This is a genomic window from Alteromonas sp. G4i13, assembly GCF_054960505.1.
The window spans coordinates 1-23,848 of record NZ_JBHNYX010000039.1 but is presented as its reverse complement, the minus strand read 5'-3'; the positions used below and the strand labels follow the sequence as shown (position 1 = coordinate 23,848).

Annotated in this window: 17 protein-coding genes; 6 read left to right on the top strand and 11 right to left on the bottom strand. The window is 45.5% G+C overall.

The window, feature by feature from the left end; genetic code table 11:
- Position 1 precedes the first annotated feature (1 nt).
- Positions 2–2,128, bottom strand: a complete 2,127-nt coding sequence (locus tag ACFI6J_RS16715; protein WP_462586280.1) for a S9 family peptidase — start codon at positions 2,126–2,128, stop codon at positions 2–4.
- Positions 2,129–2,361: 233 nt separating this feature from the next.
- On the opposite strand from ACFI6J_RS16715, the gene ACFI6J_RS16710 reads away from it, so the two are divergent.
- On the top strand, positions 2,362–2,811 hold the full coding sequence (locus ACFI6J_RS16710) for a hypothetical protein (RefSeq protein WP_039230797.1): 450 nt from the start codon (positions 2,362–2,364) through the stop codon (positions 2,809–2,811).
- A 107-nt stretch (positions 2,812–2,918) separates the two neighbouring features.
- Here the strand turns inward: ACFI6J_RS16710 and ACFI6J_RS16705 are convergent, their stop codons facing one another.
- From ACFI6J_RS16705 to tkt, 8 genes are all read right to left on the bottom strand, one after another.
- A complete protein-coding gene (locus ACFI6J_RS16705) occupies positions 2,919–4,397 on the bottom strand; it encodes a TolC family protein (RefSeq protein ID WP_462586279.1) in 1,479 nt (492 codons plus the stop codon).
- Positions 4,387–7,572, bottom strand: a complete 3,186-nt coding sequence (locus ACFI6J_RS16700; RefSeq protein WP_462586278.1) for an efflux RND transporter permease subunit — start codon at positions 7,570–7,572, stop codon at positions 4,387–4,389. Before ACFI6J_RS16700 ends, ACFI6J_RS16705 begins: the two co-directional genes overlap by 11 nt.
- 9 nt (positions 7,573–7,581) lie before the next feature.
- The gene (locus tag ACFI6J_RS16695; RefSeq protein WP_202941117.1) at positions 7,582–8,667 is read right to left on the bottom strand and encodes an efflux RND transporter periplasmic adaptor subunit; all 1,086 of its coding nucleotides are present in this window, start codon (positions 8,665–8,667) and stop codon (positions 7,582–7,584) included.
- 196 nt (positions 8,668–8,863) lie between these two features.
- The gene (locus ACFI6J_RS16690) at positions 8,864–9,178 is read right to left on the bottom strand and encodes a hypothetical protein (RefSeq protein ID WP_283630232.1); all 315 of its coding nucleotides are present in this window, start codon (positions 9,176–9,178) and stop codon (positions 8,864–8,866) included.
- Between the two features lie 222 nt (positions 9,179–9,400).
- Positions 9,401–10,300 (bottom strand): fructose bisphosphate aldolase, encoded by a 900-nt coding sequence (locus ACFI6J_RS16685; RefSeq protein WP_014978432.1) that lies wholly within the window; start codon positions 10,298–10,300, stop codon positions 9,401–9,403.
- Between the two features lie 301 nt (positions 10,301–10,601).
- Positions 10,602–11,777, bottom strand: coding sequence for a phosphoglycerate kinase (locus tag ACFI6J_RS16680; protein WP_014975742.1), 1,176 nt, complete (start codon positions 11,775–11,777; stop codon positions 10,602–10,604).
- A gap of 116 nt (positions 11,778–11,893) precedes the next feature.
- A complete protein-coding gene (gene epd, locus ACFI6J_RS16675; RefSeq protein ID WP_014948384.1) occupies positions 11,894–12,904 on the bottom strand; it encodes an erythrose-4-phosphate dehydrogenase in 1,011 nt (336 codons plus the stop codon).
- Positions 12,905–12,922: 18 nt separating this feature from the next.
- Positions 12,923–14,914 carry a transketolase gene (tkt, locus tag ACFI6J_RS16670; protein WP_061484788.1) on the bottom strand — a complete coding sequence of 664 codons (1,992 nt, stop codon included), beginning with the start codon at positions 14,912–14,914 and terminating at the stop codon, positions 12,923–12,925.
- A gap of 427 nt (positions 14,915–15,341) precedes the next feature.
- On the opposite strand from tkt, the gene metK reads away from it, so the two are divergent.
- Together metK and ACFI6J_RS16660 are read left to right on the top strand one after the other, a co-directional pair.
- On the top strand, positions 15,342–16,487 hold the full coding sequence (gene metK, locus ACFI6J_RS16665) for a methionine adenosyltransferase (protein WP_014948382.1): 1,146 nt from the start codon (positions 15,342–15,344) through the stop codon (positions 16,485–16,487).
- A gap of 240 nt (positions 16,488–16,727) precedes the next feature.
- Positions 16,728–17,198 (top strand): hypothetical protein, encoded by a 471-nt coding sequence (locus ACFI6J_RS16660; protein ID WP_156077941.1) that lies wholly within the window; start codon positions 16,728–16,730, stop codon positions 17,196–17,198.
- A 72-nt stretch (positions 17,199–17,270) separates the two neighbouring features.
- On the opposite strand, the gene ACFI6J_RS16655 is transcribed toward ACFI6J_RS16660, so the two are convergent.
- Positions 17,271–17,768 (bottom strand): 3'-5' exonuclease, encoded by a 498-nt coding sequence (locus ACFI6J_RS16655; protein ID WP_014948380.1) that lies wholly within the window; start codon positions 17,766–17,768, stop codon positions 17,271–17,273.
- Between the two features lie 336 nt (positions 17,769–18,104).
- Between ACFI6J_RS16655 and ACFI6J_RS16650 the strand changes: the two genes are divergently transcribed.
- From ACFI6J_RS16650 to ACFI6J_RS16640, 3 genes are read left to right on the top strand one after another with little or no spacing between them, the layout of a single operon-like run.
- Positions 18,105–19,283 carry an ABC transporter substrate-binding protein gene (locus ACFI6J_RS16650; protein ID WP_049586185.1) on the top strand — a complete coding sequence of 393 codons (1,179 nt, stop codon included), beginning with the start codon at positions 18,105–18,107 and terminating at the stop codon, positions 19,281–19,283.
- Positions 19,280–22,159 (top strand): ATP-binding protein, encoded by a 2,880-nt coding sequence (locus ACFI6J_RS16645; protein ID WP_187446898.1) that lies wholly within the window; start codon positions 19,280–19,282, stop codon positions 22,157–22,159. Before ACFI6J_RS16650 ends, ACFI6J_RS16645 begins: the two co-directional genes overlap by 4 nt.
- A 23-nt stretch (positions 22,160–22,182) precedes the next feature.
- Positions 22,183–22,947 (top strand): substrate-binding periplasmic protein, encoded by a 765-nt coding sequence (locus ACFI6J_RS16640; protein WP_156077940.1) that lies wholly within the window; start codon positions 22,183–22,185, stop codon positions 22,945–22,947.
- Between the two features lie 19 nt (positions 22,948–22,966).
- On the opposite strand, the gene ACFI6J_RS16635 is transcribed toward ACFI6J_RS16640, so the two are convergent.
- Positions 22,967–23,848 (bottom strand): DMT family transporter (locus ACFI6J_RS16635; RefSeq protein ID WP_462586277.1); only part of this gene is annotated, 882 nt, incomplete at its 5' end.

Genomic DNA, 23,848 nt, shown 5'->3' with positions numbered 1-23,848 from the left:
ATTATTGAGCTTCAACTTGCGTACTTTGTGACTGCACGCTGTCGTATTTTTTAAACCACGCCAAGATATTTTCAACTTTACCAATCATTCTAGATGGCTTAGAAGCGATCCCGTGGGGCGATCCAGGTACTTTTACCAGTACGCTATCAACCTTTTGAATCTTTAACGCTTGATAGAACTGCTCGGTCTCAGACATTGGCGTGCGCTTGTCCTCCACTCCCGTAATCAGCATGGTGGGGGTCGTTACATTGCCTACTAGCGATAGCGGTGAGCGCTTCCAGTAGTGCTCTACATTGTCCCAAGGCTTACCCGGAAATTGGAAAGGGATTTGATATAGACCTGAATCGGCAGTCAGCACTTTCGATAACCAGTTGATAACGGGTTTAGCGACTACGGCTGCTTTAAATCGGTTAGTAAGGCCAATGGCATAGGCTGATGCAATGCCGCCTGCTGAACCACCAGTAATAAACAGTCGCTCTGGATCAGCGATGCCTTTTTCAATAAGCGCATCTACGCCCGACATATGGTCTGAGAAGTCATATTCCGAACTGTATTTCCCTTGAAGTAGCAATGCAAAGCGCTCTCCATAACCTGTACTACCTCTGTGATTATCATAAAACACCACGTAGCCCTCTGCAGCCATGCGCTGCAGCTCGGCCGTGAAGACAGGGCCATAAGCGAGATTAGGTCCGCCGTGAATTTCTAAGATAAGCGGATATGTTTTCGAACTGTCATAGTTTGGCGGCAGAATGTACCACCCCTGGATTTCTTCGCCATCAATAGAAGACGGATAGACAATTTCTTTTACTTCGCCAAGTTGCTTATGACCTAGAACGTCTTCGTTTAGTGCAGTAAGCTGTCGCTCGTTTCGCGTAGTGACATATAAATCAGCGGGCCGATCGGTACGTCCTTTGGTATACGCCACTACATCATCAACAGCGTGATAGGTGCCAAACACATAAGGTCGTCCTAACGTAGTACCGCCCAGCCCCTTAGCTACGGCTTTTACGCTGCCCGATAGCGATACCACATCCACCTGCGCTAAACCGCGAACCGACTGCTGAAAATAAACGTGCTTATTATCTTTCCAGTGAAAGTTAGACACTGAATTATCAATGTCTTTTGTTAAATTTTGAGCATCTGTACCATCGCTCTTCATCACATATAAATAGCTATTTTTGTACATCACTTTTTCGTCATCGCGGCGTGCGTAAGCAATGTGCTTTCCGTCAGGCGATACGACAGGCGATGATTCGAGGCCTTTGTCGTTGGTAAGCTGTGCGATATTACCCATCATATCCACAGAAAAGATGTCCCCCTCAACAGGCTCATACTCCCAATTGTCACTGCGGTTGGCAGAGAAATAGATTTTGTCGCTATCAGGAGAGAAACTTAAGCGCCCATTGTGGTGATAGTTCCCTGAAGTAAGCTGTCGCGCTGTGCCTCCGTCAGCAGGAACAATAAAAATATGGGTGTAAGCAGATTCAAGAATGCCTCGGCCATCGGCTTGATAGCGCGCTTTGGTAATATATTGAAAGCTAGGAGACCACTTTGCACCGTCAGGCTTTTTAGGCATTTTAACGTCTAGCGGCTTTTCCTTGGCATCAACGCTCATAGTGAAAGCAATGTGCTTACCATCTGGCGACCAAGTGATGTTACTTGGGTTTGAGGTGACATTTGTTACGAGTGCCGTTTGCCCTGTATCCATCCAACGCACATACAGTTGTGGTTTACCTTCTTCATTAGAAAGGTAAGCCAATCGGCTACCGTCTGGTGACCAGCGAATAGAATAGTAACTCTTTTTCGACGACAGTAAGGGGCGGTGTGACTTTCCATCAACCGACGCTAGCCAGACGTTCGCTCGACTGCTGTCCGACATAATGTCGTTTGAACGGCGCACATACGCAACATATTTACCGTTTGGCGACACCTGAACTTCGCTCACGTATTCCAAATTAAAAATATCTTCCGATTTAAAATAGCGTCCAGAGTCGGAAGTAAGAGATTCTCTCTCATTGTTTGCAAGCGCTGTGGATGGCATAGCTAGCGTGCCTACGCTAAATAGTGCAGCCCATATAGCAAACCGTTTTTTGACTGACGGGTACCTGTGATTTCTCGTAAAAGACATATCTCACCTTAATCTATTTGTTCTTATCCGTTCTTTTTATAGGGTGATCACGTTGTAGTGATGCATTTATCGTCTCCATATTACTGAATAAATTCAGCCAATAAAGATTAAACGTTGAGCGACATCGCTAGGCGATTAAGCGCAGTACACAGGGGCGTTGGCTTAAGCCGAATGGTTAGTTGCGTGATAGCAGTAAAGTGCTAACTTCTATATAAGGCTTAAAGTTAATGCCCATGAATAATCCACACGGCGAGTTTGAATGTAGCGTAAGCGGTCAGTTGCTGCTCTTCTCAGCGCGCGGACCGTGGAATGACGAAACCATGAGAAATGGCGTAGTTAAGATGTCTTCTGACATTTCAAAATTCGAAAAGGGCACTAAATGGGCACAAGTAAGCTGTCTTTACGGTGAAAGCCTGATGCCCCCTTCCACCTTTGATATTTTTGTAAAACAAACTAGGGTAAGAAAAACCCGCGGCCTGTCGTTTCTTGCCGTGGTGATATTAGATACCGACATTATGCTCACAACTAAGCATCAGATTTCTCAGTGCTACGACGCTGCCGAAGTTCCTTATGGCTTTTACGAAACGGTAGAAGATGCTTTGGAAGCGATGACGAATAATGGCTATGATTTTGATAGTGACGAAGCTGAGCGCTTTTTTGCCCGCTTTAACTTTACGCGTTAACATTCAACACCGCATGCGTTCTGCTTTTGTCACACGTTGAGTCTGAAATTCACCGCCAGCTTTTGATGAAGGCGAAAAAAAGGAGAGCTAACGCTCTCCTTATTGTTTTAAGACTGCCATCCGCCTCCGAGTGCCTGATACAAATCGACCAGTGCGGCCATTTGCTGCTGACGGGTTTCTATAAACTCGCTACGCGCTTCCAGTGCTTCTCGCTGTGCAAGCAGCACCTCTAAATATTCACCATGAGCTGACGAAAAAAGCCCATTGGCAATATCAATCGACTGTTCGAGTGAAGCAATTTGATGACGCCTTGCTTCAGCACTTTTCTCCAAATTATCGAGCTTCGATAAACTGTTTGTTACTTCAGCTACCGCCGTTAAAACGGTCAGTTCATATTCGTAAGCCGCTTCAATTTGTTCGGCGCTGGCATTTTGATAAACCGCCTCAATCGCCCTGCGGTTTACTAATGGCGCAAAAACATCACCAGATAAAGAATATGCCAATGACTCAGGCACATTAAACAAGTAGCGACTATCAAACGCCGATAAACCTACCCCTGCTTTTAGCTCAAAAGAAGGGTAGAAGTTGGCTTTAGCCACATCGATATTTAACTCTGCTGCTTGGAGCTTGAGTGCAGCTTGTTTTATATCAGGGCGATTGTCTAATAGCGCAGAGGGTACACCCACCTGCGGGCTTTTTAGCTCGGCGCTGAGCAACACGTTACTGTCCCTTTGAATGGGCTGTGGAGTGCGTCCTAATAACAGATTGAGCGTGTTCTCTTTCTCTAGGATTTCCTGCTCAATCAAGTAACGCTCGCTCTCGTTTTTCTTCACTTCCGCGTTAAAGCGCGCAACGGGTAGCGATGACGCCCGCCCGTATTCTTTCAACGCATTAATAGTGTGAATAACATTACGCTGTAGCGAAATGGTTGAGTCAAGATTCTCTAGCTTGTTATCTAGCGCCAGCAGTTCATAGTAAGTACGCGCAACTTCAGATACTAACTGGGTAACGAAAAAGTTTTTACTTTCAACCGACGCCAAGTATTCAAGCGAGGCCACTTTAGACGCATCTCTCAGCTTATGCCAAACGTCAATTTCCCACGACGCATTAAGGCCTAGCTTTAAGTTTGCCAGCGGGTCGGGAAATTCTTTATCCTCCTTGATATTTAACTGTTCTTCTACTGCGCCTTCCCGGGTATATTCGCCAACCTTTTCGGTTTCAGCGGCTACCCCCGCAGAGAGTCGAGGCAAATATTCCCCTTCCCGTGCATACACTTCATTCGACGCCATATTAATGCGTTGAATTAATATAGACACCTCTTGGTTGTTCTTAACCGCCGTATCCACCAGCGCAGAAAGCGTAGGGTCGTTAAACCACTCACTCCATTGAATATTTGCTTGTGTACTCTGGTTAATCCCTTGACCAGCCTGAGTATCCATTTGCGAAACTTTCGCGTTAAACTGCTCTGGCAAATCTAGTTTAGGGTTTCGCGTTTCAATGGTAGGAATGGCACATGCCTGTACTAACAACGCACTACTAAGCGCTAACCACAGCGGCTTATAGGTAAATCGCTTTTTATTTGTCATCGCTTAGCACCTCATCGTTATAGTGGTAAGTTTCAGTAAGAGGGACATGATCTTCGTTTTTGATTAATGACTTACCTTCTTCAAATTTGGCGAACAAGTAGTAAAGCCCAGGAATAACCAGCACACCAAAAATAGTGCCGAACAAAGTACCGCCTAAGGCAGAAGCACCAATAGTTCTATTTCCCACTGCGCCTGCCCCCGTTGCAATAACAAGCGGAATTAGCCCTGCTACAAACGAGAACGATGTCATTAAGATTGGACGGAAGCGCTGTTTGGCCGCTTCAACAGCTGCGTCAGCAATCGATAAGCCCTGCTGATTTTTTTGCACTGCGTATTCCACAATAAGCACGGCATTTTTGCCGAGTAACCCAACCAGCATAACTAAGCCAAGCTGCGCATAAACGTCGTTGGCCAGCCCCATTCCTTTTAGAAACAGGAATGAGCCGAGAATACCGGTAGGTAGTGAAAGAATGACTGCAAAAGGTAGAAGCAGACTTTCGTATTGTGATGCCAGCACGATATATACAAACAACAATACTACGGCAAAGATAACGATGGCTTCATTGCCTCGTTTAGCCTCGTCAAATGACAGGCCTTCCCAACCAATGTCATATCCTTTTGGCAGGGTTGCAGCCGCTACTTCCTCAACTGCTTTTATCGCTTGCGCCGAGGTATACCCTGCTGCAGGCTCTGCACGAATTGCTGCCGAGGTATAAAGGTTGTAGCGTGTAATTTCATTAGGGCCTTGGGTTTTAATCAGCTTCATAAAGGCCGAGTAAGGCACCATTTCACCTTCTTCGTTTTTCACGTAGTAATCCAATAAGTCACTGGGATAACGACGATATTCTGGCGCACTTTGTGTGTACACTTTGAAGAAGTTATTAAAACGCGTGAAACCTTGCTCGTAAGTACTACCGATAAGAATATTCAGATTCTCCATGGCAGCGCCAATAGATACCCCTTTCTGCATTGCAGCTTGGTTATCTATCTCAATTTTATACTGAGGATAATCGGCAGCATAAAAAGTGAATAAACCTTTTAGCTCATCACGTTTACCAAGCTCTTCCATGAAGGCTTTGTTGATTTGGTCAAACTCTTGATAGTCGGTTGTGTTGGTTTTATCGAGTAAACGAAATGATAACCCCGACGACGCGCCATAACCCGGCACAACAGGCGGTTCGAAATACTCAATCACTGCACCTAAGTGGTGTGTTTTGGCTTCCAGTTCTTCAATGATGTCACGTACCGACTGTTCGCGATTAGCCCAATCTTCAAGGTTAATCAAGCAGGTACCAGCATTTGAACCTCGTCCTTCCGTGAGAATTTCATAGCCAGCAAGCGAGGACACCGAGGAGACGCCTTCAACGTCCAGCGCCAAGCTTTGCAGCTCTCGCGCTACTGTATTCGTCGCTTCAAGGGTACTGCCTGGCGGTGTTTGAATAATGGCATAGATTTGCCCTTGGTCTTCACCGGGAATAAAGCCTGTAGGTAATGCCTGATTAACGCCAAAGGTACTTACCACAAAGCCCGCAAGCAGCACTACAGTAACACTCCGGCGTGTAACGATAGCTTTAATAATGCCTGTATAACGACCGGTTAACTTATTGAAATAATAGTTAAATCCATCAATAAACTTGCTTAATGGCGTTGCCTTTCTTGTGTGTGAATGTGGGTTTTTAAGCAACATCGCACACAGCACTGGCGTTAATGAAAGCGCAACAATACACGAGATGATAATTGACGATGACATGGTAATAGAGAATTGGCGATAGAAGACACCTACCGGGCCCGTCATAAAAATAAGGGGCACAAAAACCGCCGTCATCACAAGTGTAATCGCGATAATAGCTCCCCCCATTTCACCCAGTACTTGTTGGGTAGCCATATAAGGGGTTAGGCTGCTGCTCTCTTCCATTTTCGCGTGAACGGCCTCCACGATAACAATAGCGTTATCCACCACAATCCCGATAGCTAGTACCAGAGCGAACAGAGTAATAAGGTTTATGTTCACCCCTGTGGCTTGCATGCAGAAAAACGTCCCTACCAGAGAAACCGGCACAGCAAGAAGCGGGATAAGTGTGGAGCGCCAGTCCCCCAGAAAGATGAACACCACCAAGGAAACCAAAATAAAGGCTTCAAACAGGGTATGCAGCACTTGTTCAATAGAGGCATCTAGAAACTTGGAAACATCGTAGTTGATTTCGTACTTCATGCCTTCTGGAAACGTTTTTTCTAGTTCAGCCATAGTGGCTTTAACCTGAGAAATAACCTCGTTGGCACTACTTCCGTAGTTCTGCTTAAGTACTATGGCAGCGGAAGGATATCCGTCTTTGTTTGAGTAAATATCGAAAAATTCACTACTTAACTCAACATCGGCAATATCACCTAATTTGAGCAAGCGTCCGTCGGAATCGGCGCGAATAATGATATTTTTATATTCTTCAGGCTCGTCGTAACGTCCTTCGTAAATAAGCACGTATTCTTTGGACTGAGCAGTAATGCCTGAGCTTCTGCCAAGTCGCCCAGGGCGTCCAATCAAGCTTTGCTCGTCTATCGATTCCATGATCTCATCTACAGAAACATTGTAAGCACGCATGCGATCAGGCTTTAACCAAATTCGCATTGCGTACTGGCGACTTCCCAATATTTTTGCACTGGCAATACCGTTTACTCGCTGTATCTCTGGGATAAGGTTGATATTGGAATAGTTGTACAGAAACTTTTCATCAGCCGTTTCGTCCGTGCTATAAACGTTTATGTACATCAACATGCTAGGCTGAACCCGCTCTAGTACCACCCCTTCTAACTGCACGAGCTGGGGCAGCCGGTTCATGATCTGGTCAAGCCGCGTTTTCACATTAATGAGCGCCTGATTCGGATCTACATCTAAATCGAAGATAACTTGAATGGTGGCTTCACCCGCGCTGGTCGCATCAGACACGATGTACTTCATGCCCGGCACACCGTTGATTGAACGCTCAATGGTAACCAGCGATGACTTCACCAATACATCAGCGCTCGAACCGGGATATGCCAGAGAAATAAGCACTCGCGGCGGAGCAATATCTGGAAACTGTGACGTGGGTAGGCTAAACACCGACAACACGCCCAAAAATATAATCATCAGCGATAGCATGATGGCCATCACTGGACGTTTAATAAAAACTCCAAACATAGCGCCCCCTTATTCTGCGTGCAGTGACAGTTCAGCTAATGTGTCGCTGGCTGAAATAAGTTCAGGCTCTATCTCATCGCCGTTCGAGACTCTTCGCAGTCCTTCAATCAAAATAGTGTCGCTCGGCGCTAGGCCGTCTGAAACCAGATAGATGTTAGGGAGTTCTGCAGCGATGTTAATGTGGCGGGTTGCTAACTTGTTCTCGCTATCCAGCACATACACAAAGCTTTGATCGAGAATTTCGAATGTGGCCTTCTGAGGAATAACCAGCGCATCTGGATAGGCAATATCCACCATGACATTTCCGGTCTGCCCATGTCTTAGCAGCTGGTCTGGGTTAGGGAAAGACGCACGCATTTCTATGGTACCGGTATGATTATCAAAATCGGCTTCAATGGCATCTATCACGCCTTGGTGCTCGTAAATACTGCCATCGGCAAGCTTTAATCGCACTGGCGTTTGTTTGTTTGACGGGTTGTTTTGCGCGTATTTCAAATACTCAGATTCAGGTACATTGAAATACACCCACATGGTGCTGATATCAGATAGCGTGGTAAGCAACTCACCCTCATCAAGCAGACTTCCCGTTCGAGCTTCCAGTCGGTCCATTTTCCCTGTGAACGGTGCTTTAACGTCAGTAAACGTTAGGTGGGTCTTCGCCAGTTCAACTTCTGCCTGTACTTTTTGAAGCTGCGCTTCAATCACGGCAAGTTCGTTAGGAGAAACAATGTTTTGCTCAACAAGCGACTTTGTATTTTTGTACTCCATCTCGACTGCTTTAGCCTCGGCTTCAGCGCGGTGTAGTTCAGCTTCATACACGTTCGGCATTATTTTAAACATGGGCTGACCACGTTCTACCGTTTGTCCCTCATCAACAAAGGTCGATTGAAGATAGCCTTTTTCCATAGCTCTAACTTCAATATGTTGAATGGCACGTACCTGACTGACGTACTCTTTTACCAGCGTTGTGTCTTGTACGATGGGATGAGTAACGTTGAATTGAAGTTTTTCGTGATGCGCAGCATGTTCTTCATGGCCACACCCACCTAATAGTGCGGTAACAATGCTTACTGCAAGAAGTGCTTTTTTGCTCATAATGTAAATTCGTAATAAAAGGCTAATCGTGACGTGCCTCGTAAAAAGGCAGCACGCCACTAGCGCGCGTTCAGCAATAAAATTCAGTGCTGAAAATTAAGCGCGCAAAAACATCCAGCAAAAAGGGCTGGCGCTATGTAATGAATATCGAATTAAGGTGTTTCTAGGTAAGCAGCTAACTGCTAAGCCTAAGAAACTAAGCAATAGGCGGCGCTCGTGTTAACGGCGTTGCGTAGTTAAGGGATGTTTTGAAATGCCAGCGCGGACGTGGCTTTGCGGTTTCAGTGAAGGAGTCCGTAAGGTAATCCAGCACAACATATTGTGGTGGAGCGGGCTCTTCCGGCGCACTTTCCTCTGTATCAAACTCGAAGGAATATTCGGAAATAGAAGCATCGAAATGATGCTTGAACGTGATCGGCTTGTAATCCTGTTTAAGTCCAGATAAGCAAGTAAACAACAACGCAATTAATGCGTATATGGTGTACTGCTTCATGTACTGATGATTATTCACCGATGATTATTCCAGAAATTCAATTATATAAGGAAAATTGCGGCGTTATGCTACACAGGCAATTACGCTTTTACAAGAAACATTCTTGCTAGTAAACGCGGGCAATAAGCGATTGCACGTTTTCAGAATCGACAAAAGCGAAATGGAATAGGAAGTGACAAAACCGCACAACGAAAAAGAGCGCCATTAGGCGCTCTTTACAATCAATTTAAAAGGAGAGGATCAAGCTTTAGACGCTTGGTAGATACCTTCAATTGCAGTATCAAGCGTTGCTTCAAACTCTTCTTGAGTTTGCTGTGCAGATACGCCTTCTGTCAGTGCGCGAGAGAAACTCGCGATCATACCTTGGTTTTCTGCCAGCTTCGCGTTTGCTTCCTCGCGGCTATAGCCACCAGATAGCGCCACTACTTTAAGTACACGAGGGTGATCAACAAGCTCTTTATAAAAGTTTGCCTCTGTCGGAAGCGTAAGCTTAAGCATGACTTCCTGACCTTCGTTTAGCAGATTAAGCTGCGTCAAAATCTCTAGCTTAAGTAATGCTTCTGCTTCCGCTTTTTGTGGACTGTGAATATCCACTTCTGGCTCAATGATTGGAACAAGGCCCGCGGCTAAAATTTGCTTACCCACTTCAAATTGCTGAGCAACAACGTCTTTAATACCTTGGTGATTCGCAAGCTTAACAACACTTCGCATTTTAGTGCCAAATACATCTTGCGCCACCGCTTTAGCTAGCAGTGCATCAAGACCTGGCATTGGCTTCATTACCTGCACGCCGTTGCTTTCTTCAGCTAATCCTTTATCTACCTTTAGGAACGGAATTACGCGCTTCTTCTGCCATAAGAAATGTGCAGAAGACATGCCTTCAATTTCTCTATCAAGGGTGTTTTCAAACAAGATTGCGCCAAGAACGCGCTCGCCGCTAAAAGGGGTGCTGGTGATAATGCGTGTACGCATTTCGTGAACAAGATTAAACATCTCTTCGTCTGAGCTATACTCTGACTCTTCGATGCCGTATAAGCGCAACGCTTTAGGGGTACTACCGCCGCTTTGATCTAACGCTGCAATAAAACCGGTTTGCGTCTTCAGTTTATCCAGCATTGCCTGCTGAGCTTGTGATGCCATTGCAACACTCCTTTTGTATATTACTGCCTTAATAGACAGGTGTAGGGTTTATTGTTATACCAATTCTATTAAAGATCTGTTTGTCTCAGACGCAGCATGCCAGCACCTTAAGTAAACACATCTGTAATAAAGTTGGTATTTATGCCTGCGTACTTCACTGTTTCGCAGGTGTAATCGTTTCCGATTAAAAGGTCACGCTCAACAATGCTGTTACTGAGCGTGACACTTATGGGGTAACGTTTGTACTAGGCCTTAGCTATCTAGAGCTTTAAAACGCTGCGTTTACATGCAGCGCCCAGGCTTATTTATTTTTTTCTTCTAGTACTGCTACCGCTGGTAGTGTTTTGCCTTCCAAGAATTCTAGGAACGCGCCACCACCTGTTGAAATATAAGAGACCTTATCGGCAATCCCGTATTTATCAACTGCTGCTAGTGTATCACCACCACCTGCGATTGAGAATGCGTCGCTTGCCGCAATCGCTTCAGACAGCGCTTTTGTTCCAGCACTGAACTGTTCAAATTCAAATACGCCTACAGGGCCATTCCATACAATGGTTCCCGCGTTCTTGATAATGTCCTCTAACGCCTTTGAAGAGTCTGGACCAATATCAAAAATCATATCGTCGTCGGCAACGTCACTGACTACTTTTAGCGTCGCTTCGGTATTCTCATCAAACGCTTTGCCCACGACCACATCTGTAGGTACTGGAATATTACCGCCATTCGCCTGTGCTTCATTCATAAGCTGCGTGGCTTGCTCGGTAAGGTCCATCTCTACTAGTGACTTACCTACATTATGGCCTTGAGCAGCAATGAAAGTGTTGGCAATACCGCCACCAACAATCAGCTGGTCAACTTTTTCAGCCAATGTTTTTAACACGGTCAACTTGGTAGACACTTTAGAGCCACCCACAATAGCAACCATTGGACGCTTAGGGTTGTCTAGCGCTTTGCCAAGTGCGTCTAATTCTGCAGCAAGTAATGGGCCAGCACAGGCTTTTGGTGCAAATTTAGCAACGCCATGAGTAGACGCTTGTGCGCGGTGAGCAGTACCGAACGCATCCATAACAAAGATATCGCAAAGTGCTGCGTACTGTTTTGCTAACGTTTCGTCGTCCTTCTTTTCGCCGTTATTAAAACGTACGTTTTCAAGGATAACTAATTCGCCGTCTGCAAGCTCCACGCCATCTAAGTAATCTTTTACAAGCTTAACTGGTACGTCTAGGGCGTCATTAAGATAATCAACAACAGGTTGAAGAGAGAATTCGTCTGCAGGCTCGCCTTCAGTAGGACGACCAAGGTGAGACATCACCATAACTGCCGCACCTGCGTCTAGGGCTGCTTTAATCGTAGGGATTGATGCTTTGATACGCGCATCAGAAGTTACTTTGCCGTCTTTTACCGGCACGTTTAAATCTTGTCTAATTAATACGCGCTGACCTTTTAGGGCCATATCGCTCATGCTTGGAATTGCCATCGTCTTTCCTATGTTAATTTAAATTCAGTAGAGCGAGTTTTGAAGGTAAGACACGCTCAAATTAACTGTGAAAGCTGCGCGGGCTGGTGCTACCAACCCTTGGCAGCATCAATGCTTTATTTTGCGTCGAACATCACTTTTGCGGTATCGAGCATACGGTTTGCAAAACCCCATTCGTTGTCACACCATACTAGTGTTTTAACCAGTTGTTTGTGACTGACTCTTGTTTGTGTGCCATCTACAATACACGAGTGAGGGTCGTGATTGAAATCTACCGACACCAAAGGCTCTTCGGTGTAGTCCAAAATGCCCTGTAAACGCCCCGCTTTTGCATTGCGAAGGGCTTGGTTCACTTGCTCAATCGTTACCTTAGATTGAAGCGTTACACTTAAATCCATGGCAGTAACATTGATAGTTGGCACTCGAACCGCAATGGCTTCAAATTTTCCCGCAAACTTAGGCAGAATGCGCTCTATACCGGCAGCAAGTCGGGTATCAACGGGAATAATCGACTGACTTGCAGCACGGGTTCTGCGCAAATCTTCGTGATAGGCGTCGATAACTTGCTGGTCATGCATAGACGCGTGAATGGTTGTGATCGTACCACTTTCAACACCGAACGCAGCGTCTAGCGCTTGGATAACAGGAACAATGCAGTTTGTGGTGCAAGAGCCGTTGGAGACTAATTTTTGTTCACTGGTCAACGTGTCTTCATTGGTTCCGAAAATGACCGTATTGTCTAAATCTGGTGACCCGGGTGACGAGAAAAGCACTTTGCCAGCGCCGGCATCTAAATGTGCTTGCCCCGATGCTCTGTCATCAAACTTGCCCGTACACTCAAGCACAATATCAACGCCCAAGTCTTTCCAGGGTAGGTCTTTAATATCGCTTATCGCGAGCAGTGTAATATCGTCGCCCGCGACATTTAGCGTGTTATTTTCTAAGGCCACATCAAAACGGAACCGCCCGTGGGCGGTATCGTATTTAAGTAAATGTGCTATGCCTTCGGGTTTAGCAATGTCGTTAATGGCCACCACGTTAAATTCGTTGTTGCGCCCGCTTTCATACAGCGCGCGCAACACGTTACGACCAATACGACCAAACCCATTTATGGCAATATTTACCATAGGCTTATCTATTACCTCTTACAGAGACAGTGCTGCCTCTACTACAGCGTCAGTGGTAATGTTGAAGTGCTTAAACAGGTCGCCAGCAGGTGCAGATTCACCAAAGGTGTCCATGCCCACGATAGCGCCATTAAAGCCAACGTACTTGTACCAGCTATCTTTAGACAGCGCTTCAACCGCTACGCGTTTAACAACGCTAGAAGGCAGTACGCTTTCACGGTAATCAGCAGACTGACGGTCGAATACGTCAGTTGATGGCATAGACACTACGCGAACGGCTTTGCCTTGCTCGGTTAGTTTCGCTGCGGCTTCAACGGCTAGCTGAACCTCAGAACCAGTACCGATAAGAATAAGCTCTGGCGTACCTTCACAGTCTTTAAGTACGTAACCGCCTTTCGCGATATCAGCAACTTGTTGAGCCGTTCTTTCTTGCTGCGCTAAGCCTTGACGCGTGAAGATAAGCGTTGTTGGGCCGTCAGTGCGCTCAATAGCAGACTTCCACGACACAGCAGACTCAACCTGATCACAAGGACGCCAGTTATCAAGGTTAGGCGTTGCTCGTAGCGCTACCACCTGCTCTACTGGCTGGTGAGTTGGGCCGTCTTCACCTAGACCAATTGAATCGTGGGTGTAAACGAAAATTGCAGGCTGCTTCATTAGCGCTGCCATACGTACCGCGTTGCGTGCATATTCCATAAACATTAGGAAAGTTGCACCGTATGCCTTAAAGCCACCGTGAAGGGCAATACCATTCATCATGGCCGACATACCAAACTCACGTACACCGTAATAAATGTAGTTACCTGAGGCATCGTTTGCTTCAACACCTTTGCTGCCTTCCCAAATAGTAAGGTTAGAACCTGCAAGGTCAGCAGAGCCGCCTAATAGTTCAGGAAGTAGCGGACCAAACGCATTCAGTGCATTTTGTGACGCTTTACGTGACGCGATATTTTGTGGGTTAGCTTGAAGTTCAGCGATGATAGCGTCTGCTTTGTCGCTGAAATCTGCTGGTAACTCGCCATTTACACGGCGTTTGAATTCTGCTGCAAGCTCTGGGTAGGCGGCTTCGTATGCAGCGAAAGCGTCATTCCACGCGCTTTCCGCGTTTGAACCTTTCTCTTTAGCATCCCAACCAGCGTAAATATCGTCTGGAATTTCGAACGCGCCATGGCTCCAGCCAAGCTTCTCGCGAGTAGCGACAATTTCGTCCTCACCTAGTGGTGCACCGTGACAAGACTCGGTACCTTCTTTATTAGGTGAACCGAAACCAATGGTGGTTTTACAACAAATAAGCGTAGGCTGCGCAGTATTCGCCTGTGCCTTTTCAATAGCGGCTTTTACTTGCTCTGCATCGTGCCCGTCAACGCCATCGATCACTTCCCAACCATAGCTCTTGAAGCGTGCTGGTGTATCGTCGGTGAACCAACCTTCCACTTCGCCATCAATTGAAATGCCGTTGTCATCCCAAAACGCGATAAGCTTACCAAGGCCTAGCGTACCGGCTAGTGAACAGGTCTCGTGTGAGATACCTTCCATTAAGCAGCCGTCACCTAGGAATGCGTAGGTGTGGTGGTCAACAATAGTGTGACCATCTTTGTTAAATTGTGCAGCTAGTACTTTTTCGGCAAGCGCCATGCCCACAGCATTACTGATACCTTGGCCTAGTGGGCCAGTGGTCGTTTCAACACCTGGCGCATAGCCATATTCTGGATGGCCTGGCGTTTTTGAATGCAATTGGCGGAAATTCTTTAACTCTTCAATTGGCAGTTCGTAGCCTGATAGGTGAAGAAGAGAGTACAACAGCATCGAGCCGTGACCATTTGAAAGCACAAAGCGATCGCGGTTAGCCCAAGATGGGTTTGCAGGGTTGTGTGATAAGAAATCACCCCATAGTACCTGTGCGATATCAGCCATCCCCATTGGGGCACCTGGGTGACCAGATTTAGCTTGTTGAACGGCATCCATGCTTAATGCACGGATTGCATTGGCGAGTTCACGACGAGAGGGCATGTTGTCTCCTGATTTATTTTGTATCTTTTGTTTCGTATCTTAGCGGGCTAGGCAAGCTAGACGAGCGTAGAGGTAAGGCGTTCGCTCTACTTCTTTATACGAATGAATGTGGCGTTATTCTTACCTATGCCACCTTTCAGTTCAATGGGTTTTCATTGCCAATAGCGAAAGTCATAGTAAAAAATGGTCTATACCCTGACCATCACGTATTCCCATTACAGCAAAAACAGTTATATCTGACGCCTAGTTTTACAAATACATCATTAACTTCGACAATTACGACCTGAATAACCCTATAAGTGATCGGGTTGTGTCAACTATTCGTAACGAAGAGACTTTTAGACGTCTAGAAGTAAAGACTGGTATTTATAACTTGTTTTAGTACAATATACGACTATTTTGATAATTTAACGCTTACGGAGCATTTATGGCCACGCATTTATTCACATCCGAGTCAGTGTCTGAAGGACATCCGGACAAAATTGCTGATCAGATCTCAGATGCGGTTCTTGACGCTATTTTAGAACAAGATCCTCGCGCTCGGGTGGCCTGCGAAACGTATGTAAAAACCGGTATGGTTTTAGTGGGTGGTGAAGTAACTACCTCTGCATGGGTAGATATTGAAGAGCTTACCCGAAAAACAGTTAAAGAAATTGGCTACACGCACTCAGATATGGGCTTCGACGCTGATTCATGTGCGGTATTAAATGCTATTGGCAAACAGTCACCTGACATAAATCAAGGTGTTGATCGCGCAAGCCTTGAAGAACAAGGTGCTGGTGACCAAGGTCTAATGTTTGGCTACGCTAGTGACGAAACTGACGTACTAATGCCTGCGCCAATCACGTACTCTCACCGCCTTGTTCAAAAACAAGCCGAAGTGCGTAAATCTGGTAAGCTAGACTGGTTACGCCCAGATGCTAAAAGCCAAATTACTTTCAAATATGAAAACGACAAGCCTGTTGGCATCGACGCGGTTGTGCTTTCAACCCAGCACTGTGATTCAGTAAGCACTGAAACAGTTCGCGAAGCGGTAATGGAAGAAATTATTAAGCCAGTGCTGCCTAGTGAATGGATTGATGGAAATACACGCTTTCACATTAACCCAACGGGACGATTCGTTATCGGTGGTCCAATGGGCGACTGTGGCTTAACAGGTCGTAAAATCATTGTTGATACTTACGGTGGTATGGCCCGTCACGGTGGTGGCGCGTTCTCTGGTAAAGATCCATCAAAAGTAGACCGCAGTGCAGCATACGCGGGTCGTTACGTTGCTAAGAACATTGTTGCAGCAGGACTTGCTAAGCGCTGTGAAATCCAAGTGTCTTATGCAATCGGTGTGGCAGAGCCAACGTCTATCAGCATCGATACCTTCGGTACAGGTGTGGTAGATGAGAAAACATTAGTGGCACTGGTCCGTGAACATTTCGACCTACGCCCGTATGGACTTATTCAAATGCTAGACCTTGAGCGCCCTATTTATCGCCCAACGGCTGCGTACGGTCACTTTGGTCGTGACGAATTCCCATGGGAAGCAACAGATAAAGCAGAAGCGTTAAAAGCATCGATTTAATTCGATAACCAAATAACGCTTTTAAATACGCCGCTCAGTTTTTATAACGCTTTGCAAAAAAGTGTTGGTATAAACTAGCGGCGTTTTTTATTTGGCTAGCAAAATCAACGAAACATATAAAAAACAGTAAAGAATATTTTCATCATTTATTTTTTGCAGCTATGCTTAAATAACGAACACACTATCGCTTGTAGTTTCTGGTTGTTTACAAGCCATGATAACAACAACTTGGGCTCTTCCATGAATGTGGTTACTGGAATTCTTCTGGCACTTACTTTGGCTGCGTCTATGGCGGCTTCCCCCGTGCTCGCGGAAATGAATGCTCCCCACTACAGCCCTATCCAATTCAAAAGCAAAAAAATAGCCCGGTGGCAGCTAAATAGTATGTACCGCATTCAATCTACAACCGAAACTTATCTATACGACAACAGTTATACCTACCCAGCGGGGTCACAAGGTATGTTTAGCGCCAGCAGGCGGTTTAACACTTGGGTTCCGCAAAAGGTCTATGCAACGTACAAAACCAACAATACCGCCTTTCAGCATTACGCAGAGTGGCTTTATTTACCACATGATGTAGGTACTTTTACTCGGTTGGGCTGGCTGCTTGGCAAAAGCGAGGGTTTAAACATGGCGGTAGAGCTTGAACATAGGCAAGTTGGGGAAGAAGAGAATATGGGCCTCTCATTGGGCGTCAATTACTTGTTTTAGGTCACCGCTACATTGCACTCACAGTGCGCTTTTAGTATTACACCCCATCATAAAGACGAAACGTAGTTGCCGTTATGCCAATGATAAGGTTTTTGCGTAAGTCTGTTGAATTACCATCGCGTCGGAACTCGCTCTATGACGCTTAACATCAAGTTGGCTCGCAAGGCGGCTTTTCACCTCATGCCATTGATTCATTTGTGCTTCAGACAAAATATATTCCAATGCTCTACACGTGAAAGACATTTCTACCTGCGCTGCGGCGTAGAGCTTAATTAGCCACGGGTTATCAACGACCCAACCGTCACTGTAAACAACCGTATTGCCAAGGAAGTTATTTAACTCAACACAGACTTTTCGAGGCTCTTCTCCTCGAGTTTGCAGCATCTGCTGCGTTATGCCGTGCAGTGACTCCGCTTTTCGATCCCAGTGAACCCACGAGTCAAAGGGCCGAAGTAGCTTACACCACTTTGCACCATCATAGCGCACGATACCTATCTCAATAGGGTAACTCGCTGCGCCAAATCCACTTGCTTCAATGTCTATTATTGTTGGCAGGGTATTCTTTCGCACTCACGCTCCAAACCGCTGTTTATCCTTGCTTGCAACATACGCAAACCATTTTTATCAGGCGGTTTTACTGCTACCTCGTCACCAGAGGAACAACTAAACAACGTCGAGCACTGTTTAGCAAATGTACAACCACTCTTCTCGAAATATAAGCTAATAGTAGAATCGTGCCACAATTAATGCGCACTCGTTTAGTACACCAACCCGTCGCCAGCGCTCAAAAATCTCGTAAAAGCTCTCAAAAAAGCATCAAACTTATACTAAAGGATAAGACGTTTACGCTAAAAGACTGAGCACATTGCTATACACTTTTAAGGTTAACATTTAGGTAGCCTATTCATGCGTGCACTTTCTATCTTTCTCTCGCTGGCTTGCGTCTTTTCAATTTTTACTGCAAGTAAAGCATTAAGTTCAACGGAACCTCTGGTGATTGGTATTGATGCCGATCTTTCAGCGGTAGCTGTTGAAGGTGGCATCGCTATTACAAGAGGGGTCGAGCTTGCCGTCGACGAAATAAATGCCGCTGGTGGGATTCTAGGTCGTCAAATAAAAGTTATTGCGAAAGACCATCGCGGCAACCCAGCTCGAGGTGTATATAACATTGAGCAATTTTCCCAAACTCCCAATTTACTTGCGGTAGTAGGCGGCGTTCATACACCTGTAGTTCTCGCTGAAGTCGACCCAATACACGAAAAAAACATTTTGATGTTGGTTCCTTGGGCAGCGGGGACGCCTATTATCGACAACGGGCACTCACCGAATAACATATTTCGCGTGTCGGTACGCGACGCTGAAGCAGCGTCAGTCCTAATTAATCACGTCAAATATATGGGGCTATCAAATATCGCGTTGGTACTGGAAAGAACAGGATGGGGACGCTCAAACCTTGAATCATTAACACAAGCTGCAAGTAATAATGATATTGATATAACAGCAACCCATTGGATAAATTGGCAGCAGAAAGACTTTTCTGAGGATATCGCGGCAATAAAAAGCGCGAAAGCGGAAGCGATTATTCTTGTCACTAACGTTCCTGAAGGTGTTGTGGTACTCGATGAGATGGCAAAACAAGGCATCGCCTCTCTCCCTGTTGTGTCACATTGGGGAGTCGCGTCGGGTCAGTTCGCCTCTTTACTTGCAAAGCCCATCGCTAACTACAATGTGTCAGTACTTCAAACCTTCCACTTCAACCACCAGAAAAATACCAAGGCAAAAAGCTTGTTAGAAGCCTATTATAGTAAGTATGGCTTGGTGGATGCGACTGCGATTGGTGGTGTGACAGGTTTGGCTCATGCTTATGATTTAACTCATTTAATCGCGGCAGCTGCCGCGAAAGCTGGTAGTATAGAAGTAGACGCATTACGCGGTGCGCTAGAGTCTCTTCAAAATGTGCAAGGTGCAGTGAAGCACTACACAGCTCCATTTTCAGAGGACAGACACGATGCACTCTGGGCAAAGGATTATTTTATGACTACGTTTAACGAAAAAGGTCACTTGGTAACAACGGGCGTGCAATGATGCAGCAGCCCCCAAGGTTACGCTCTCTTCTGCTTTCAAGCATGTTACCGCGACTGGTTTTACTCGTCGCGGTTTTGTCTATCATTCTGTTTGCTCTCTCTTTTCACTTCATTGTTAAACAAACCGACCAGCTTCAACAACAATCTGTTGATGGTTTAGAACAAGATATCAATTACATTGTTAGCGACACCACTAGACAGCTAGCAGACTTGGCAGCTAACGATATCATCATCAATTCCTTGGTTGATTTCGAGCAAAGGGATAATTACCTTCCCATGTTTTTCCGCTCGTTAAATTTAACTCAGGCGAAAAGTGTCGAGTTTGCGCTATTTGATTTTGCCGGGAACCGGGTGATTGATAAAAACTGGAATGCTGTTATCCCCGAGTCGCTCAGTAGTGCATGGCGCCAGCAAACCCTTGGTTCATCGAATGCATACTCCTCGGTATCAAAGTACGGCGTATTAATAAGCGTTCCAGTGTTACTTAGAGGCGTAGCGGAAGGCGCACTTGTCATGTATGTGGATAGCTTGCAGTCTTTGCTCGCGCCCTATCCCAGACTGACTAACCAGCTTGTTACCGACTCTAGTGGGCATGTCCTATTTAGCAGTGAGCCCTCACTCATTGCTCCCAACTCAAGCTTTTCCGATTTTGATGACAGCGGCTACGCTATAAAAAAGGCTGATTGGCAAAATCTAACCTTATACAGCGTAAAACCCACCATCACCGCATACAGAGAAGCCGCATGGACTGGGATTGTATTGCTGGCAATGATTGTAGGCTTCGTATTTATCATTTTGCATATGGTGAGTATGACGGGAACGCTTGCCGAGCGAACACTTTCGACTTTGTACAATGACATTAAGAATCGACTAAACAGTGATGATAAGACCTCACTACGCCTTGATAGTGACGTTGAGGCCCAAGAACTTGCGGATATTCGCGAAGCGTTTGACAAACTGATTTGGGATTTGACAGAGGTTTCACTGTCTAACGAACAGTTTTCCAACGTGTTGGAATCAATGGGCGATATGCTTGTTGTGGTTGATCAAGACAAGCAAATTTTACTTTCTAACAAGCGCTTCGACGACTTTTGTCATGACCAGTACGGTGAAAAGAACGGTATTTTGAAGTTCATTATGCAAAAGCTTGCTTCTTCACAGAGCAATGAACTTACACACTTTTCGGTATCAACCGGCCAAGAGCGGTTTGTTCATTGGACTAAAACATCACTGGCCGATGCTAATGGTAATATTCGTGGTGATATCTATGTTGGTAGCGACGAAACCGAACAACGCTCTCTTGAAAGTCACGTTAAAGTGCTCACTCACGCTATGGATGAAGCAACCGTGTCGATCATCATTTCGGACATTAAGCGCGTCGGCCAACCAATAATATACGTAAACAGTGCCTTTGAAGAGCTTACAGGCTACAGTCGTGAAGAAATAATCGGTCATAATTGCAGGTCGATGCAGGGCGATGAAACCAGCAAGCAGACAGTTGACCAAATCCGCAAGGCTATTGCAGTGCGCGAGCCTATTGAAACAACGCTGCTCAACTATAAAAAAGACGGCAGCGCCTTTTATAATCGTTTGAATTTAACGCCGGTAAAAATAAATGGTGAAGTCACTCACTATATCGGGTTTCAACAGGACGTTACTCAACAACGACAAACCGAACAGTATCTTCAGGATGCGCGAGAAAAAGCGGAAGAGTCTGCCCGTCTTAAATCGAGCTTCCTCGCTAGTATGAGCCATGAAATACGCACGCCAATACACGGTATTTCTGGTGTTTTGCAGTTAATGGCTAGCTCTGAACTCACTGAGGAGCAAAAGCACTACCTGTCTCTTGCTAAGTTTAGTATCCAAGGCCTTTTACATATCGTAAATGATATTTTGGACTTCTCTAAAATAGAGGCAGGCCAATTGCAAATTGAAGAAAACCCATTCGACATTTTAGAATCGCTTGAAAACCTTCAAAGTCAGTACGCGATTATGTGCCAAGAAAAAGGGTTAGCGCTACATTTTCACTTTGATTTACAAGGCTTTCACGTTGTACAAGGCGATGATGTACGCTTTAGACAAATACTCTCGAACTTGTTAGGTAATGCCGTGAAGTTCACCGACAGTGGATGCATTGAAGTCACCACCAGCATTCAGCAAAACGCAGATAACAGCCTTAAGCTTTTATGTAGCGTAAAAGACACCGGCATTGGTATCGCACAAGATAAGCAAAGTACAATCTTTGATGTCTTTACCCAAGAAGACCTTTCTACAACTCGCAAATTCGGCGGAACAGGCCTTGGACTTTCTATTAGCAAACAATTATGCGAACTCATGGGCGGCGATATAAAACTTGAGAGCGTTAAAGGTCACGGAAGCACGTTCTCTTTCACTATTATGCTTGAACAAGCCGACGAAGCCCTGCTTAAGCCAGTTCACCACTCCTCAGGAGTGAAACGGGAAAAAGGGAAAAAACGCAAAGTATTAATTGTCGAAGACAACGACATTAATCAGGTTATTGTTAAACAGCACCTAAATAACCACACTACATTGAGTGCCAAATCAGGCCTAGAGGCACTTGAAGCGTTGAACAAAATGAAAGTGACCTTTGATGTTGTCTTGATGGACTGTCAAATGCCAGAAATGGACGGCTTTGAAGCAACTAAACGCATAAGAAATGGTGAGGCCGGAGAACGCTATTTAAACGTGCCGATCATCGCACTAACCGCCAATGCCATGAAAGGTGACAAAGAGCGCTGCGTTAACGCCGGAATGGACGATTACCTAAGTAAACCTTTTGATGCTATTGACCTCATCGACAAAGTTGAGCATTGGGCAAGTATTGAAAGAAATAGTGAAGAAAGCGCCGTTCATTAATCTATTGAAGTGGAACATCTTGAGTGAACGCCTTAGCGAGACTAGCCCAACACATCAAAAAAGTTGTTTCGTTTATCTTATTGATTAACGTTTCGCTTTTTGGCGGTGGCGCGACTGCCGATGAAGTACTGCGATATAATCTTGGAACGTCAGGCAGCTCTATCCCGTACGAAAATGCTGTCGACGAAGATAGGGCCGGTATTCTAGTTGAAATCCTTCCCCTTATTATGAATAGAGCAGGTATTAAGACAGAAAAAGTCATGCTCTCTACCAAACGTGCCATGCTTGCATTTAAAACAGGCGCTCTTGATTTCGACTTTTTCAGTCCAAGCTGGCTGTCTAAAGATGAGCCCGCGGGCGACTTCACTTTCTCAGATCCCATTATAGACATCACAGAATACTTTATTACTCTGCCTGAAAACCATAGCCGATACCAAACCCTCGCCTCTATCTACGGTGAAACCGTAGGGATGATCTCCGGCTATGTGTATTTTGATTCTGATAAGTTCGTCAGAATGGACTTTCAAGCCGAGAGTAACCTTATCTTAGCCCTTGGCATGAAACGGATAGATGTCATCATAATGGAGGAAGCAGCAGCGCGTTACTGGTCTTCAATGCACAACGTAAAAATAGCGCTGGGCCCCATCCATACCGCAGGCCAAATGGCGTTGCGTGTTCACAATCGACATAAAGATAAGCTCCCCGCCATTAACCGCGCCATTGCTGAATTAAAACAAACGGGTCAAATTGATAGAATACTTAACAAGTATTCTGACTTTTCATTATAAGCCACACGCGGTTTCAACATTACGCCGTTGCTTTTTTGCCATAGCGCTTTAAAGCAAATGGAAATTTTATCGATTGGATTAAAAGGCAAAGACACACCAGCGTCATGCCAACCCACCCCACCGGCTTGAATACTTCACCAATCAGAAAAATAGCGAAAAGTGTCGCAACCAGTGGCTCAATTAACGTAATAAGCGTAGCTTTACTCGCTTCGGTAGTGCGAAGACCATAGCCAAATAGCAAATAACCAAGAAACATCGGCACAACAGCCATATAGAGTGAAACGCTAATGTGGATAGTGTTAGCAAACAAGTTTTGACCGGTAAACCAGAGGGAAGGCAACAGAGCAACGGCAGCGCAACCGAAAAGTCCGGCCATGGCAGATTTTGAATTTGCGCCAGCGTCAATGTGTTGCTTCGCAGCCCATGAGTATCCAGCGTAAGTTAAACCGGCAATTAAACCCAATATAACGCCGAACACCTGATCATCTTTAGATGCTGACAACGCCATTGCGTCGTGTGCCTTACCCATGGCTAACATGCCAATCCCAAACGCACCAAACACAAAACTAATAAACCATTTTAAAGACACGGGCTTTTTACTTAAAAAATACTCTAAAAGCGCAGCGAATAGTGGTGCACTGGCGATAGAAACCACGGTGCCTATGGCAACGCCTGACAAACGCATTGAGCTGTAAAAGGCCAGCGGATAAATTGCAACACATGCACTGCCAAACAGAAAGGTCAGTGGTGTAGAAAAAAGAATAGGTGCATCCTTTACCAGTGATTTTCGGGCACTAACACAAAGCAATACACCACCTATACCCATTGCAAAGGCACCGATTGCCAGAGGACTGATTTCTGGAGCGAACTGAGCGGCAGTGCCTGTTGTCCCCCACAGAAA